This is a genomic window from Rhodococcus sp. RCBS9, from assembly GCF_029457415.1.
In the GTDB taxonomy this organism is placed as follows: domain Bacteria; phylum Actinomycetota; class Actinomycetes; order Mycobacteriales; family Mycobacteriaceae; genus Rhodococcus_F; species Rhodococcus_F qingshengii.
This window is the reverse complement of sequence record NZ_CP120422.1, coordinates 4,755,432-4,769,754: the sequence shown is the minus strand read 5'-3', so window position 1 is coordinate 4,769,754 and position 14,323 is coordinate 4,755,432. Positions and strand designations below refer to the sequence as shown.

General features: G+C 62.4%; 13 protein-coding genes. 5 read left to right on the top strand and 8 right to left on the bottom strand.

The window, feature by feature from the left end; translation table 11 throughout:
• Positions 1-6 precede the first annotated feature (6 nt).
• The 3 genes from P0M12_RS22320 to P0M12_RS22310 all read right to left on the bottom strand — a co-directional run bounded on the left by P0M12_RS22320 (position 7) and on the right by P0M12_RS22310 (position 6,349).
• A complete protein-coding gene (locus tag P0M12_RS22320) occupies positions 7-4,191 on the bottom strand; it encodes a bifunctional nitrate reductase/sulfite reductase flavoprotein subunit alpha (protein ID WP_277376834.1) in 4,185 nt (1,394 codons plus the stop codon).
• 180 nt (positions 4,192-4,371) lie between these two features.
• Entirely contained in the window at positions 4,372-5,205 is an 834-nt protein-coding gene (locus P0M12_RS22315; RefSeq protein ID WP_277376833.1) for a DUF3626 domain-containing protein, read from the bottom strand.
• Positions 5,206-5,212: 7 nt separating this feature from the next.
• The gene (locus P0M12_RS22310) at positions 5,213-6,349 is read right to left on the bottom strand and encodes an NAD(P)/FAD-dependent oxidoreductase (RefSeq protein WP_277376832.1); all 1,137 of its coding nucleotides are present in this window, start codon (positions 6,347-6,349) and stop codon (positions 5,213-5,215) included.
• Positions 6,350-6,423: 74 nt separating this feature from the next.
• Here P0M12_RS22310 and P0M12_RS22305 point away from each other — a divergent pair, with 74 nt between their 5' ends.
• Complete coding sequence (locus P0M12_RS22305; protein WP_007727412.1) at positions 6,424-7,104, top strand: TetR/AcrR family transcriptional regulator C-terminal domain-containing protein; 681 nt, start codon at positions 6,424-6,426, stop codon at positions 7,102-7,104.
• 12 nt (positions 7,105-7,116) lie between these two features.
• Here the strand turns inward: P0M12_RS22305 and P0M12_RS22300 are convergent, their stop codons facing one another.
• On the bottom strand, positions 7,117-8,028 hold the full coding sequence (locus P0M12_RS22300; RefSeq protein ID WP_030535095.1) for a LysR family transcriptional regulator: 912 nt from the start codon (positions 8,026-8,028) through the stop codon (positions 7,117-7,119).
• Between the two features lie 91 nt (positions 8,029-8,119).
• Between P0M12_RS22300 and P0M12_RS22295 the strand changes: the two genes are divergently transcribed.
• Both P0M12_RS22295 and P0M12_RS22290 read left to right on the top strand, forming a co-directional pair.
• Positions 8,120-9,205 (top strand): TDT family transporter, encoded by a 1,086-nt coding sequence (locus P0M12_RS22295; RefSeq protein WP_042449826.1) that lies wholly within the window; start codon positions 8,120-8,122, stop codon positions 9,203-9,205.
• A 74-nt stretch (positions 9,206-9,279) separates the two neighbouring features.
• Entirely contained in the window at positions 9,280-9,921 is a 642-nt protein-coding gene (locus tag P0M12_RS22290; protein ID WP_003940771.1) for a dihydrofolate reductase family protein, read from the top strand.
• Between the two features lie 47 nt (positions 9,922-9,968).
• Here P0M12_RS22290 and P0M12_RS22285 read toward each other — a convergent pair whose 3' ends face one another.
• Positions 9,969-10,277, bottom strand: coding sequence for a rhodanese-like domain-containing protein (locus P0M12_RS22285; RefSeq protein WP_003940684.1), 309 nt, complete (start codon positions 10,275-10,277; stop codon positions 9,969-9,971).
• Between the two features lie 85 nt (positions 10,278-10,362).
• Between P0M12_RS22285 and P0M12_RS22280 the strand changes: the two genes are divergently transcribed.
• Both P0M12_RS22280 and P0M12_RS22275 read left to right on the top strand, forming a co-directional pair.
• Positions 10,363-11,202: a CPBP family intramembrane glutamic endopeptidase gene (locus P0M12_RS22280; RefSeq protein WP_039972807.1), complete on the top strand. Its 840-nt coding sequence runs from the start codon at positions 10,363-10,365 to the stop codon at positions 11,200-11,202.
• A gap of 33 nt (positions 11,203-11,235) precedes the next feature.
• Positions 11,236-12,126 carry an alpha/beta hydrolase gene (locus P0M12_RS22275; protein ID WP_277376831.1) on the top strand — a complete coding sequence of 297 codons (891 nt, stop codon included), beginning with the start codon at positions 11,236-11,238 and terminating at the stop codon, positions 12,124-12,126.
• On the opposite strand, the gene P0M12_RS22270 is transcribed toward P0M12_RS22275, so the two are convergent.
• Genes P0M12_RS22270 through P0M12_RS22260 form a run of 3 tightly spaced genes read right to left on the bottom strand, consistent with a single transcriptional unit; the run spans position 12,113 to position 14,309 of the window.
• On the bottom strand, positions 12,113-13,120 hold the full coding sequence (locus tag P0M12_RS22270) for an NAD(P)-dependent alcohol dehydrogenase (protein ID WP_277376830.1): 1,008 nt from the start codon (positions 13,118-13,120) through the stop codon (positions 12,113-12,115). The genes P0M12_RS22275 and P0M12_RS22270 overlap by 14 nt on opposite strands.
• 56 nt (positions 13,121-13,176) lie before the next feature.
• Positions 13,177-13,947, bottom strand: a complete 771-nt coding sequence (locus tag P0M12_RS22265; RefSeq protein ID WP_030535097.1) for a glucose 1-dehydrogenase — start codon at positions 13,945-13,947, stop codon at positions 13,177-13,179.
• A 14-nt stretch (positions 13,948-13,961) separates the two neighbouring features.
• Positions 13,962-14,309, bottom strand: coding sequence for a hypothetical protein (locus P0M12_RS22260; RefSeq protein WP_007727425.1), 348 nt, complete (start codon positions 14,307-14,309; stop codon positions 13,962-13,964).
• Between the last annotated feature and the right edge of the window lie 14 nt (positions 14,310-14,323).

Genomic DNA, 14,323 nt, shown 5'->3' with positions numbered 1-14,323 from the left:
TCGACGTCAGTAGACGTCCCGGACATAGCGCTTCTCCGCCGAAAGAGCCTTCACGTATGCCTCGGCACTGCGAGGAGCCAGTTTTCCGTGTTGAGCGACCACCCCGTTGAGGGCACTGTCGACGTCCTTGGCCATCCGGTTGGCATCGCCGCAGACGTAGAAGTGCGCTCCCTTCTGCAACCACTCCCACAGCAGCGCACCCCGCTCACGCATCCGGTCCTGCACGTAGACCTTGTCGGCTTGATCCCGGGAAAACGCGAGGTCGAGTTCGGTGAGGAATCCGTCTTTCCGCAATTCTTCGATTTCTTCGCGGTAGTAGAAGTCGGTCGCGGCGTGCTGTTCTCCGAAGAACAGCCAGTTCGGGCCCGTGTGCCCCAATGCCCGCCGCTCATGCAGGAAGGCACGGAACGGTGCAATGCCGGTCCCCGGACCGACCATGATCATCGGGGTCTCGGGATCGGAAGGTGGCCGGAAGTGGGTCGACTTCTGCACGTAGATACCGATGTCGTCATCGTGAGCGTGGTCGGCGAGGTAAGTCGAGCACACTCCACGCCGTGGGACACCCGCAACGTTGTATCGCACCGCGGACACCGTCAACTGCACTTCGCGTGGGTTCTCCTTCGGACTGGAAGATATCGAATACAGCCGCGGCTGAATCGGTTTGAGCAGCGAGAGCCATTCGTCTGTCGAGGCACGAACGGGCGACTGCGCGAGAATGTCGACGGACTGTCGTCCCCACGACCAGTCTTTGAACGTGGAGACATTCTCCGGCTTCAACAACTCGGCCAGGTCCGAATCGCGGGTTCGTTGATGCACGAATCGAATCATGTCGGTCGAGATTCGAGTGATCTCCAGGCGCTCGGTGAGCGCGGTACGCAGCGTCATTTCCCCGTACTGCCCCAGTTCGACGGTCTCGTCACCGTCGAGGCCGGTAAGGGTGAGCCACTCGTCGACAAACGGAGAGCTGTTTCGGGGCCAGACTCCGAGAGCGTCGCCGGCTTCGTAACTGACCGTGTCACCTGGAAGGTGAAAGCCCAACTGCCGCACGTCTTTGGAAGAACCCGGACGGTTGAGCACGACATTGCGCGTCAAGGCTGTGGTCAGTGGCGCCTTCTTGTTGTATCGCAGCGGCGGCGACATCGCCGGTGAAATCGGCGCGGCTGCAACGGTTGTCCCAGAATTCTTCTTTGCAACGAGGACGTCGGTCGTCTCGCCGGCCACCGAGCTCCGAAGCTCAGCCGTGACCGCCTCCAGCCATCCAGCAGCGGTGTCCTCGAAATCGGGCTCGCAGTCGGCGCGATCGACGATACGACTGGCTCCCAGTTCGGCAAGGCGGGCGTCGAGCTTTCGTCCGTGTCCACAGAAGTCGGCATAGTTCGAGTCGCCGAAAGCGATGACTGCATAACGTGTCTCGGACATGCGGGGCGCCGTGTCAGCAGACAACGCATCCCAGAAACCGCTGCCGTTGTCCGGGGATTCGCCGTCACCGGAGGTACTGGTGATCAGCAGGACCTCTCTGGTAGCTGCCAGGTCGGCGGCGGGGAACTCGTCCATCGCGTGCATCACCACGGGTAAGCCGATTCCCCCGAGACGAGTGGCGCACTCAGCAGCGAATTCTTCCGCGTTTCCGGTCTGCGATGCCCAGAGCACCACGATCGGCGCGCGCTCGGATCCAATACTCGGACTCGATGACAACGCAAGCCCGTCGGTGTCAGGAAGTGAGATCCGCGAGTACAGGCCGGCCAGAACACCGTCGACCCACATCCGCTTTTCGGCATCGAAGGGTGCCGTCGACGGCAAGGTAGGTACCCCGGCAGTGCGATCGGCGTCCGCACGCAACGCAGCGAGAAGGCCGGCCAGATAGCTCTGTTGGAGCGGATCGAATACCACTGCAGGTGTTCCTGTTTGACCGAGGACGCCCGCGAGGACATCGGTTCGCGACAAAGCCCGATCAGCTGGCGCGGGAGCCACCAGCGCCGCCTCGGCGAGCACTGTTTCAGGTGTGTTCACGGCGACCTTCGTCATAGTGACAGCGCAGGCTTTGAACTCCGGTTGCTGCGAGGCAGGGTCGATGGCGTCGTTGGTGACGGCGTTGATGGACAGATATTCACCGAAGGCGTCGTTCCAGTGAAATGGGGCAAAGCAGTTCCCCGGACGCACTCGGTCGGTGACAACAGCCGGAAGCACAGCGCGACCGCGACGTGAGGCAACCTCGATCGCATCCTGGTCGACGATGCCGAGCCTGGCGGCGTCGTCGGGATGGATCTCGACGAAGGGACCTGGGTTGAGCTTGTTCAACTTGGCCACCTTGCCGGTCTTGGTCATGGTGTGCCACTGGTGCGCGAGACGACCGGTGTTGAGCAGGAAGGGGTAGTCGTCGTCGGGCATTTCGGCGGGAAGCATGTGCGGCCGTGCGAAGAACATCGCACGGCCAGTGGCGGTGGGAAATGCGAGCCGCGGAGTGCTGCCGTCATCGCGGATCAGGAGCCTTTGACTGACACCGTCATTGACGTATCGGATGGGATGACGGTCCTGATCACTGTCTGGCGGGCATGGCCACTGGATCGATGTCTTGCGGAGGCGCTCGTAGGTGACGCCGCGTAAGTCGTAGCCGGTCTTCGGATTCCAGAACTGCTTGATCTCTTCGAACACCTCTTCGGCACAGGTGTAGGTGAACGCTTCGGCGTACCCCATCTCGCAGGCGATCCGGGCGATGATCTGCCAATCAGGCAGCGCCTGCCCAACCGGATCCAGTGCCTGCTGAAAGAGCGTCAGGTTGCGTTCGGAATTGATCATCACTCCGTCGGACTCTGTCCACAGCGAAGCAGGCAGCAGAACATCGGCGTATTCGTTGGTCTCGGTGCCCAGGAAAGCATCCTGGGTGATGACGAGGTGGGCCTTCTCCAAGCCGTCGATGACGGTCTTGCGGTTGGCTACCGTCGCAACGGGATTGGTGCAGATGATCCAGCACGCTTTGATGTCACCCGCCGCCATTCGGGAGAACATGTCGATGGTGCCACCGCCGATGTCGGTGCGCAGCGAGCCCTGCGGGATCCCCCATCGCTCCTCGACGAAGTCGCGATCGGCGTCGACCATCACGGCGCGCTGGCCGGGCAAACCTGGCCCCATGTAGCCCATTTCACGCCCACCCATGGCGTTCGGCTGACCGGTCAACGAGAACGGACCGCTGCCGGGCTTGCAGATCGCACCGGTCGCAAGGTGAAGGTTGCAGATGGCGTTGGTGTTCCACGTGCCGTGGGTGCTCTGGTTCAAACCCATTGTCCAACAGCTCATCCAGTTTGCAGCCTCACCGATCCACTGCGCTGCAGTGCGGATGTCGGCCTCGGGGATACCGGTGATCTCGCTGACCTTCGCAGGCGTGTACTCCGCGAGGAAACTGGGCATCACCTCCCAGCCTTCGGTGAAGTCGGCGATGAAGTCCGGATCGGTGTGGCCGTTTACGACGAGCAGGTGGAGTAGTCCGTTGAGTAGCGCGAGATCGGTGCCGGGAGCGATCTGCAGGAACAAGTTCGCCTTGTCGGCGGTGGCGGTGCGTCGAGGATCGACGACGATCAACTTCGCGCCCGCCTTGACCCGCTCCTGCATTCGAAGGAAGAGGATCGGATGGCAGTCCGCCATGTTCGCGCCGGTCACGAAGAACACGTCGGCATGTTCGAAGTCCTGATAGGAACCGGGCGGTCCGTCGGCCCCGAGCGATTGCTTGTATCCGGTGCCGGCACTTGCCATGCACAAACGGGAATTCGATTCGATCTGATTGGTCCCGATGAAGCCCTTGGCCAGTTTGTTCGACAGGTACTGAGCTTCGAGTGACATCTGCCCGGACACGTACAACGCAAACGCGTCGGGACCGTGCTCGTCGATTATTGCCCGCAGGCGCTGGGCGGTGTCAGTGATGACTGCGGCCATGTCCACCGCTTCGATCGCATCACCTCGGCGCGGACGGCGATATGCAGATTCCATGCGCCCCGGGCCGGCGAGCATGTCTGCGGTCGTGGTGCCTTTGGTGCACAGACGCCCGAAGTTGGTGGGATGTGTCTTCAGACCGGAAGACTTCGCAGCCTTCCGACGTCCCGTCTCCGGATCGGTGATGATGTCGAGGACAAGACCACAGCCCACCCCGCAGTACGCGCAGAGTGTGTCGACACTGGTGGTGGTGAGTTGAGCGCCCATCGATTCATGCATCCCTTCGACCGAGGATCAAGGTCGACTTCTATCTTCGGATGCAGTTGTTTCGGGAGTTCATGCCCGATGTTGCGTATCAATCACTCTTTCCTCACCGCGACCTTCGGGCCGATGTGCGGTCCCGGGACCAGCGGTCGTCGACGGGCAGCGATACGCGAATGCCCAGTTCTACGCCCTGCCGCCGAATCGAGCGATGTAGTGCCAAACCTTCTTGACGTCCTGCGGATCGAAGGATGCACCCCGTGCGAGCCCCAGGACGGCAGGCGTCAGCCGCCTGCCGTGCGCAATTTCTCGGGCAAGGTCGATCACGGCCGCTCCCCGGTATTCGGGATGTTCGGCTATCTCGTCGACATCGACCGCGTAACCGTCGTGCCACAGCACCGGGCACGTGAGCGAGTGGGCGATCTCTTCGATCCGTGTGCCCCGGTAACTCGGATCCAGAACGAGCGCCTCGACGTCCGTCCCGATGTCGACGGCGCCGTGGACGTGCGCCTCGATGTAGTGGTCGAGCGGATCGTCGAGCTCGGCAGCCCGTGCGGCGCCGACCAAGCTCATCGCTTCGGCCGTTCCGAATAGATCAGGCTCGAAGACGCTGTCGGGAAAGCAGAAAGTGGTGCGGTCGAGCGTGTGCTCGGCAAGCCGGAAGTAGGACGAGCCGAACCGAGGAGATGCCCCGTACGGATCGGCGGAGAAGTTCAACGATCCGTACTTCGGCCGTTCCGAGGGCTCTCGCTCGTCGTAAGCTCCGCCGAATATCCGACTCTCCCAACGCCAACGATCGCCGCCGTGATGCGCCGTCAGTCCGCCGTTGCTCGTTCGAGTCTCGAACTGGGTCACATAGGTGCCTTGACGTGCGATTGAGGCCAATGTCAGACCACGTTCAGACGGGAGGTCCGGATGAAAGTGCAACGTCACCCGGTGATTTCGATCCAACGGGCCGCCCTTCGAGAGACCGCTCACGTGCGCAATCGCGGCAGACCAGGGAGTGGAATCAACAGGCATTCGCCCATTATCCGGATATGGAAGCAGCGCCGGTGAAGAAATCGACCAGTGAATACGGTGCGCCTTCACCGAGGCAGAGATCAAGGATCACGTGCGAGTCCGCGGCCTCGGATGCGCTGCGCACGAACATCGCTTCTTCGTACTCGGCGAGTGCCCCTTCGATGTCGTCGGGGTGCGTGGCGATCGCCTTTCCCAGTTCGGCGCCGTCGAACATGGCCAAGTTCGCACCCTCACCGGACGGGGCCATCAGGTGCGCCGCGTCACCGAGGAGCGTCACCCCAGGCACGCGATCCCACCGGTGCGTGTCGGGAAGGGCGTAGATCGCCCGCGGAATCGGAGCGGTTTCGCCATTGGTGATCAGCGCCGTGAGTTCCGTTGCCCAACAGTCGAACTCGGCCGAGACCCGCGCTGTCGCAGCGGCGGCGTCGGTGAAATCGACACCGGCAAACCACTCCGCCGGACGGTTCAGCTGAACGTAGGTGTGCACGATGTCTCCCGCCTCTCGATGCGCGGCGATCGCTTTTCCTGGTGCGGGCGCGTACATCGCCCCGTCCCCGACGGCTTCGGCTGCAGCCGAATGCTTCTCGTCGACGTCGTAGAGGTAGGTCTCGACGAACGTGGTGCCGACGTATTCCGGCTTCGCATCGGAGAGCAGCGGCCGGATCTTCGACCAGGCACCGTCTGCACCGACGAGAAGGTCGGTGGTCACTGTCGAACCGTCGACGAAGGTCAACTCGTGGCGATCATCTCCGAGCGAGCGCACAGTGTCGACTTTGCGTCCCCATTCGATCGTGTAGTCCGGAAGGGAATCAATCAGGATTCGACGGAGGTCGCCGCGCAGCACCTCGGGACGTGCTCCCGTGCCGTCGTCGGGTTCGTCGAGGAGCACGGCGGCGTGTTGATCGAGTACGCGCGACGCGGCGCCGCCCGCGTGGATGATCGCGCGGAACTCGTCGGTGAGGCCGGCAGCGTCGAGCGCGGCCTGACCGTTGTGTTCGTGGATGTCGAGTTGGCCGCCCTGCGTGCGAGCTTCTGCCGACAGTTCCGCCTCATAGATCTTCGACGGAATTCCATGAACGTGGAGGACACGCGCGAGGGTCAGACCGCCGAGGCCCGCCCCGATGATCGTTATCGAGTTGCTCATGTTTGTTTCCTTTCAGGCTTCGATTGGAACGTCGTTCCAATGACATCTTGGAACGGCGTTCCAGATATGTCAAGATGGTTCGCATGGCGACCAGGAATCAGCGGACCGAACGACGTACGGATGCGCTCTCGAAGGAGCGAATCGTCGAGGCTGCGATCGAGATCCTCGACGACGAGGGCGAAGCCGCGCTGACATTTCGCGCGCTCTCCGCACGCCTGGCAACAGGTAGCGGGGCGATTTACTGGCACGTTGCCAACAAGAGCGAACTGCTCGCCGCGGCGACCGACGACGTCATCGCCCGCGTGACAACCGGTGCAACCGAAGGCGCAGCCCCACGGGAGGCGATCCGGACCATCACCCTCGGCGTGTTCGACGCGATCGACGCCCACCCCTGGGTCGGCACCCAACTCTCACGTGAACCGTGGCAATCAGCGGTGATGCAGATCTTCGAAAGTCTCGGCGAGCAACTCCAGGCGCTCGGCGTTCCCGAATCGGCACAGTTCGACTGCGCGTCCGCGCTCCTGAACTACGTGCTCGGTCTCGCCGGACAGTACGCCGCGGGCGCCCGTCTGCTCCCCCGTGAGACAGATCGGTCCGCTTTCCTCGCGGGCGTCGCCACGCGATGGGAAGAACTCGACTCTGCGAAGTACCCGTTCCTCAATCAGGTGACGGCGCAGTTGCGCGACCACGACGACCGAGAACAGTTTCTGGCAGGCATCGAGCTCATCCTCGCGGGGATCGACACCGTCCGATAGCGGCCGTAGCCGTCAGCGTGAATGAACAGCGGTGTTGGATCCGAGCGCTATGTCGAGGAAATCTCTTGCCGCACCGCGCAATCCGCGATCGGGATCCCAGACGGCTTGGAGTCGACGCGGCATCCGCAAGCCGTCGACGTTGACCGCGACCAGTCGGCCGTCCGTCAGGTCGGCGGCAACTGCCAGCGACGACAGAACAGCCGGGGCGTTGCCTGCCACCACCGCAGCCTTGACAGCGGTACACGAGGTCAGCTCGAGCAGCGGCGGCACACAATCGGGAACAGCATTCTCGAGCGTCAGGCGCGTACCGGACCCTGACTCGCGCTGAATCAGCGGTGTGCGTGCGAGTTCCTCGACCGGAACGGGCACACCATTCGCCCAGTCGTGTCCCGGCGGCACAACCACGACGAGGTGATCACGCGCTACTTCGCACGACGCGAGCGCCGACGGCACATCCGGCCCTTCGACAAATCCGATATCGGCCTGGCCGGCCTGAACTTGAGCAGAGACGTCCGAGGAATTGTGCAAGCTCACCGACGCCACGACGTTGGGGAACTTGTGCCGCATCGCGACCGTCCATCCGGGAACCAGATACTCGGCGATGGTCATGCTGGCGGCAACCGTGACGGCAGCATCACGTTCACCGCGAAGTGCGGCAACTCCCGATGCCATTTCCTCGGCACTGACGAGGATGTGACTTGCCCACTCGAGAATCAGACCGCCCTCGGCGGTGGGACGAACACCGGTCGCCGCTCGATCGAACACCTTGATTCCGAGTTGGCGTTCGACCGAACGCACCCGGGCGCTGACCGCCTGCTGACTGAGTCCGTGCTCCCGGCCGGCAGCACCCATGCTGCCCAGACGCCCTACGGAAAGGAGGACGTCGAGGGCACTGAGTTCCGGCACCCGAGGAGACAACGACATAGTCCCAAGATTAGACCCACAAGGCGAGTTTGTGGGCATTCAAGAACAACCGGTCTACCGGTACGGACCGGATGAGACGACAGTGAAATACATGACCACCACAACGAGTTCCACCTTCGCCCACATCACTCCGAACTGGTTCGCGGCAGCGATGGGAACGGGAATCGTGTCGGTGGCCGCCGCTTCGCTCGAACCGGAGATCGAGGGCTTGAAACTGGTCTCCGAGATCTTCTGGGTTCTGGCGGTTCTCGTACTGTGCGCCTTGATCGGAGCATTTGCCACCCATTGGTCACAACATCGATGTCAGGCCCTCGCCTACCTGCACAGCCCCGCGATGTTCCCCTTCTACGGCGCCGTCGCAATGGCACTGCTGACCGTGGGATCCGCAACCGGCATCACCGGCCCGGACTTCCTCGGCCACGACGTGGCGATCACCGTGTCGCTGACACTGTGGACACTCGGCACGGCACTCGGCCTGGTCACCTACGTCGTGATGATGATTCGACTCGTTCGAGATGCCGGGATGGCGACGGCAATGCCGTTCTGGCTCATGCCCGTCGTACCTCCGATGGTCTCGGCCACCACCGGCGCAGCGGTCAGCACCCACATGCCCGAAGGCGCTCCACGCATCGCGGTACTGGTTTTCTGCTACATCCTGTTCGCTCTGGCGCTGACCGCCGCCATCGGCATTCTGGTAGCCGTCGCCAGGCAGTTCGCACGCAACCGTTCGGCCGGCGTCGACGTGATCCCGTTCAATGCCATTCCCTCACTGTGGATTCCGTTGGGCGTGATCGGACAGTCGATCGCGGCATCCAACCTGTTGGCCGCCGCCTCACGGCATGCACTCAGCCCCGAGCATGCCGACACCCTGCACGAATTCGGGATCGCCTACGGAACCGTCGTCGGAATCATCGGCGTGATCGCGTTTGTCACCGTCACCGTCGTCACCATCCACGCACTGCGCCGCGGCTTGGACTTCTCGCTCGGCTGGTGGAGCTTCACCTTCCCCATCGGAGCATGTGCCGTCGGAGCGAATGCCTTCGGAGTCGCCACCGGTTCCACCCTGATCCTGGGAATCGCACTTGCCCTGCTGACCGTACTGATCCCCATCTGGGCAACCGTCGCGGTCAGGACCGTCCGGTCGATCCGCAGTGGAGTTCTACCGGCGGCTGCATGAATTCGCACCGATGAGTTTTGGCTCGCCGTACGGTCTGTACTCACGTAGACCATTGTCGAGAGCAGGAGTACACGGTGAGTCAGTTATTGCGAGTGCAGAATTTCGGCGTTTCCAGTGACGGAATAGCCTGCGGTCCGGACCAGAGCTTCGAGAGCCCGTTCGGCCTGGACCACGGTGAAATGTTTGCGTGGGCAGGAGCTACGGCCAGCTGGCCCAATCGCACCGATCCCGGCGGCAGCCGAGGCCTCGACGACTATTTCACGCGGGACTTCTCCAACAACATCGGCGCCGAAATCATGGGCCGCAACAAATTCTCACCCTACCGCGGCCCTTGGGAGAATCTCGAGTGGCAGGGCTGGTGGGGCGACGAGCCACCGTTCCACACCCCGGTTTTTGTCTTGACCCACCACGTGCGGCCGTCGTTCACGCTATCGGACACGACATTCCACTTCGTCGACGCCGACCCCGCGACGGCCCTCGCGCAGGCACGTGAGGCAGCGCAGGGCAAGGACGTTCGACTCGGCGGCGGAGTCAGCACTATCCGTGAATTCCTCGACGCCGATCTGGTCGACACGATGCACATCGCTGTCTCCCCGATCGAATTCGGATCCGGTCTACGACTGTGGGAGACACCTGACGAGTTACTCGACCGCTTCAACCTCGACGTTGTGCCGAGCCCGAGCGGCGTGACGCACCACCTGTTCTGGCGGAAGTGACGTGTTGGGGCAGCTCCGTAAACGGGAGCTGCCCCAACAGTTACGCACTATTCGCCGGTCTCGACCTGGCGCCCCGACTGGTACCACGCCATCGTTCCACCGGCCACCGAAACGGCATTGATGCCGCGAGCCTGCAGATACTCAGCGGCTTGCAAGCTCCGACCACCGACGGCGCAGATGATGTACACCGTTTCCGCGTCCGGAATTTCACCCACGCGAGAGACGAATTCGCTGAGCGGAATGAGCGTCGCACCGGGAACTCGGACCTGAGCGAACTCGTCGGCCTCACGGACGTCGATCAACGGCTCACCCGCTGCCAAAGCCGTGTCCAGTGCATTCAAATCGACTTCCAACATTTCTTCTGCGCCTGCCTTCGTGTTCGCTGCTGTCCGAATAGACGGTACCCGGGCGTTTTCGTGCAGCTCCCTTTACGATCTGACAATGACCAATACGGTTCCCGAAAAGTCCGGTTTTTGGAGTCGCCCCACCGTATGGAAAGTGCTCCTGCTGATCGTCGTCTACCTGGCGTTCTATCTTGCTGTCGGGCAGGTTACCTCCAGGGTTTTTGCAGACCAGATCGACACGGACAATGTCGTGGCAAGCGCCTCCAGCATCCTCCTCGGCGTCGCATTGCCCATCGCGATCGGCGGGATCGCCCTGCTGGTTTTCACGACAAAGGTCGGCTGGCTGCGCGGCGTCTTCGGCCCACAACCCATTCGTGGGCGCGGTTGGATGTGGATCGGTCCGATCATCGTGGTCGCCGCCATTGTTGCGCATCTGGCGGGAACCGATTGGAGCGCCTGGACCACCGGCGAGGTAATCGCCCTGCTGGTGCTCGGTGCGTGCGTCGGCCTGACCGAGGAATTGGCCACCCGTGGCCTGGCAGTGAAGATGCTGCGCGACGCCGGCCACCGCGAGCGCTTTGTCGCCGTCGTGTCTTCACTGGTGTTTGCACTCATGCACACCGTCAACCTCATCGCCGGGATGAAGGCGTCAACCGTTCTGGTCACCGTGGTCTACACCTTCGGTTTCGGTATGTGCATGTACCTGACAATGCGTGTGACGGGCACGATCTGGGCCGCAATCGTGTTACACGGCCTCACCGACCCCACCACAATTCTCTCGACCGGCGGGCTGGACACTTCGGTGACCACGGAAGTGAGCGGCGCCGCCGCCATCACCTCTCTACTGACGGTCCTCTTGGTCGTCTTCGGGGTGATCGCCGTCTTCCTCATTCGAGATCGAATCGGCGAAGATCGGCACACACCCGTCTCGGCCTGACCGACCGCGACCGTACAAGACATACTTGTGCCCATGCCTTCTCGAACCACGTACTCGTTCGCCGTCGTGACTGCATCGTGTCTGCTGGCACTCTCCGGTGCCGTCACTCATGCCACCGCGGGGGTTCCGACAACTCCCGAAGTCGCGACCACCGAATCCATCGCGTCGGAATCGATCAGCGATCTGTATGCAGCCAAGGGTGCGCATGAAGTGGCTGCCGATTCAGTTCCCGGGTACCAACTGTTCTACCCAGCCGGCTTGTCGTCTGATGGCAATCGGCATCCCGTCGTCACCTTCGGCAACGGCAGCTATGCGACTTACGAAGAGTACGAAGCGCTCCTGCAGCATCTCGCTTCTTGGGGTTTTGTCGTTGTGGTGGCCGACAGCAGCGTGACCGGCGACGGTACCGAGATTCTGGGTGCCGCCCATTACATCGTCGATCAGAACACCAACGCTGACAGCATTTTTCACCAGAGGATCGACACCGAAAACATTGCCTCGGTCGGCCACTCCCAGGGGGCAGGCGGCGCGATCAACGCTGCAACTCAGTCGGCGAATCTGATCACCGCCACAGCGGTGCTCGATTTGCCGGACCCGTGGTGGGCCTCGCGACCTGTCGACGTGATCGACGTGGCCCAGTTGACCGGACCGACGTTCTTCATGACCGGCGCCGACGACCCGGTCTCCACCGCCGATCCGCAAGCTGAGTACTTCGACAAAACCGCCGGACCGGCGGTCCGCGGCAGACTGCTTGGCGTCGGCCACAATTGGGCCGCAGATGGCGAAGGATTCCGGGGCTACCTCACCGCGTGGCTGAGATTCACCCTGAGCGGCGACCAGACTGCCGCACGTGCATTTGTCGGCGACTCGGCGGAAATCCTCACCGATCCCCGTTGGGACCGGCAAGCGATCAAGGGTTTGTGATGACGATCTTGCCGTAGGCCTGCCCGGATTTCTGCTGCTCGAAAGCGTCAGCGAGGTGGTCGAGGCTGTAGGAAGAATCTATGACGGGACGAAGCGCCAGGCTCTCCAGCCCGGCGACCATCTCCTCCTGATGTGCACGACTGCCCACCAGAACACCTTCGATGGTGACCTGTTTGGTCAGTAGCGAAGTCAGGTCGATCGACGACGACGGGCCGTTCATGATTCCCAGCGCACAGATCCGCCCGCCGGGTCGGACTGCCGCGAGAGATTGACCGAGCGTGGAAGGCCCGCCGACGTCGAGGACGAGATCGATTCCGCCGCTGAGCCGCATCGCCTCCGATCCCCAGTCCGGGCGCTCGCGGTAGTTGACCACGTGATCGGCACCGAGTTCGGTCAATCGAGCCATCTTGTCGGGGGCCGACGAGGTTGCGATCACCTGGGCTCCAACAGCTTTGGCCAGCTGGACGGCAAACAACGCTACCGTGCTGGTCCCAGGGATCAACACCGACGACCCTGGGATGATCGGGACTCCGGCAAATAGTGCGCGCCACGCTGACAAACCTGCGGTGGGCAAGGTAGCGGCTTCCTCGTAGGTGTAGTTTCGCGGCATCACTGTCACAGCAGATACCGGCACGGTGACGGTGTCGCGGGCGAACCCGTCGACACCGTCACCCGGCGAATTTCCGAATCCGTCGAAATCCGGTGTGCCGCTCCGCCAATGCGGCAAATAGGTGCTCATCACGCGATCTCCGACGCTGAACTGCGTTATGCCGTCTCCGACCGCAACGACCTCCCCGGCAGCATCGGACAACAGGATCCGCGGACCGTCGGTCGCTATCTCTCCGGTCGCCACGAGGTAGTCATGGTGGTTGAGCGAATTCGCGTGGATCGCGATCGTCACCTCACCCGCACCCGGGCCCGGGGTCTCGATCGTCCTCGATTCGAGGTTGTTCAATCCTCCAGGCGGGAGTACGTACACGGCGCGGTTGGTCATGGTGTGGATCCTCGCACGAATGGTGATCGGGTGACGTTCGGAAAGGGTTCTGCTGCTCAGAGGAGAGAAGCGGTGAACCCTCCGTCGAGAACCAGGCTGCTGCCGTTGCACCACGACGACTGGTCGCTCGCAAAGAACACTGCGGCGGCGGCAACTTCCTCGGTCCGGCCGTAGCGCGTCTGCTTAGTGACCATCAGGTCGTCGAATCCCCCGGACTCGAGGCCGAGGGCATTCTCGAAATCCTGCTGGTGACTCTTGACCAGGTCGGTATCGATGAATCCGGGCAGCAATGCATTCGCGCGGATTCCGTGGAAGCGAAGTTCGGCTGACAGGGTTTCGGTGAGATTGCGAACTGCTGCTTTGGCTGCGGCATAGCTGCCGATCAAAGGCGAGCCGGTGGTCGACGAGATCGACGAGATGTTCACGATCGAACCGCCACCGGATGCGACGAGAGCGGGCAGCGAATGACGCACTGTCAAGAACACTCCATCGAGGTTGACCGACATCACTTTCCGCCAGTCCTCGAACGAGGTCTCGATCAGCGGGGTCGTGGTGGCGATACCGGCGTTGGGTACTACGACGTTCAGTCCGCCGAACTCTTCGACCGCTCTGGCGACGAGATCCTTGACCTGCTGTTCGTCGGTGACATCAGTTGTGACAGCGATAGCTCCGTCGATCGAGTCCGCCACTGCCTGTGCTCCGCCACCGTTGATGTCGGAGACCACGACCCTCGCGCCCTCCGCCCCGAATGCCCGGGCAATGGCGGCGCCGATTCCGGCACCTGCGCCGGTGACAATTGCAACTTTGTTCGCGAGAAGATCGGACATGTCAGCGTTCCCCTTCAATTCTCGGTCGGGACGTAGAAAAGCAATTCGGGTCCGGTGTCACCGGTGGTCGCGATGGCCTCGGACATGTCGAGAGTTCCGTCGCCCAAAGCACTTCCCAACGCCTGCGCGGTGCCCGCGAGATCTTCCGTGTCGAGTTGATAGATGCTCAGGTAGCGGCGCGCGGGCAATGCATCCTCGGGCAGCAACTGCACATCCGCCAGGAAGAATCTGGAGGCGGAGACAACTCCGGGCACTCGTTCGACGACCTGCGGAATATGCACGTCGTCGTACCAGCGGTTGAACGCATCCTCCGAAGACGGATCGGCGGGGTGTACGTGTGCGACGAGAATCGCTGTGCTCATGAAGTTCCTCTTCG

Bases quoted from the DNA above. Each gene is read 5' to 3' on its own strand.
- P0M12_RS22320 (WP_277376834.1), bottom strand. From the start codon at position 4,191: ATGGGCGCTCAACTCACCACCACCAGTGTCGACACACTCTGCGCGTAC.
- P0M12_RS22315 (WP_277376833.1), bottom strand. From the start codon at position 5,205: ATGCCTGTTGATTCCACTCCCTGGTCTGCCGCGATTGCGCACGTGAGC.
- P0M12_RS22310 (WP_277376832.1), bottom strand. From the start codon at position 6,349: ATGAGCAACTCGATAACGATCATCGGGGCGGGCCTCGGCGGTCTGACC.
- P0M12_RS22305 (WP_007727412.1), top strand. From the start codon at position 6,424: ATGGTTCGCATGGCGACCAGGAATCAGCGGACCGAACGACGTACGGAT.
- P0M12_RS22300 (WP_030535095.1), bottom strand. From the start codon at position 8,028: ATGTCGTTGTCTCCTCGGGTGCCGGAACTCAGTGCCCTCGACGTCCTC.
- P0M12_RS22295 (WP_042449826.1), top strand. From the start codon at position 8,120: ATGACCACCACAACGAGTTCCACCTTCGCCCACATCACTCCGAACTGG.
- P0M12_RS22285 (WP_003940684.1), bottom strand. From the start codon at position 10,277: ATGTTGGAAGTCGATTTGAATGCACTGGACACGGCTTTGGCAGCGGGT.
- P0M12_RS22280 (WP_039972807.1), top strand. From the start codon at position 10,363: ATGACCAATACGGTTCCCGAAAAGTCCGGTTTTTGGAGTCGCCCCACC.
- P0M12_RS22275 (WP_277376831.1), top strand. From the start codon at position 11,236: ATGCCTTCTCGAACCACGTACTCGTTCGCCGTCGTGACTGCATCGTGT.
- P0M12_RS22270 (WP_277376830.1), bottom strand. From the start codon at position 13,120: ATGACCAACCGCGCCGTGTACGTACTCCCGCCTGGAGGATTGAACAAC.
- P0M12_RS22265 (WP_030535097.1), bottom strand. From the start codon at position 13,947: ATGTCCGATCTTCTCGCGAACAAAGTTGCAATTGTCACCGGCGCAGGT.
- P0M12_RS22260 (WP_007727425.1), bottom strand. From the start codon at position 14,309: ATGAGCACAGCGATTCTCGTCGCACACGTACACCCCGCCGATCCGTCT.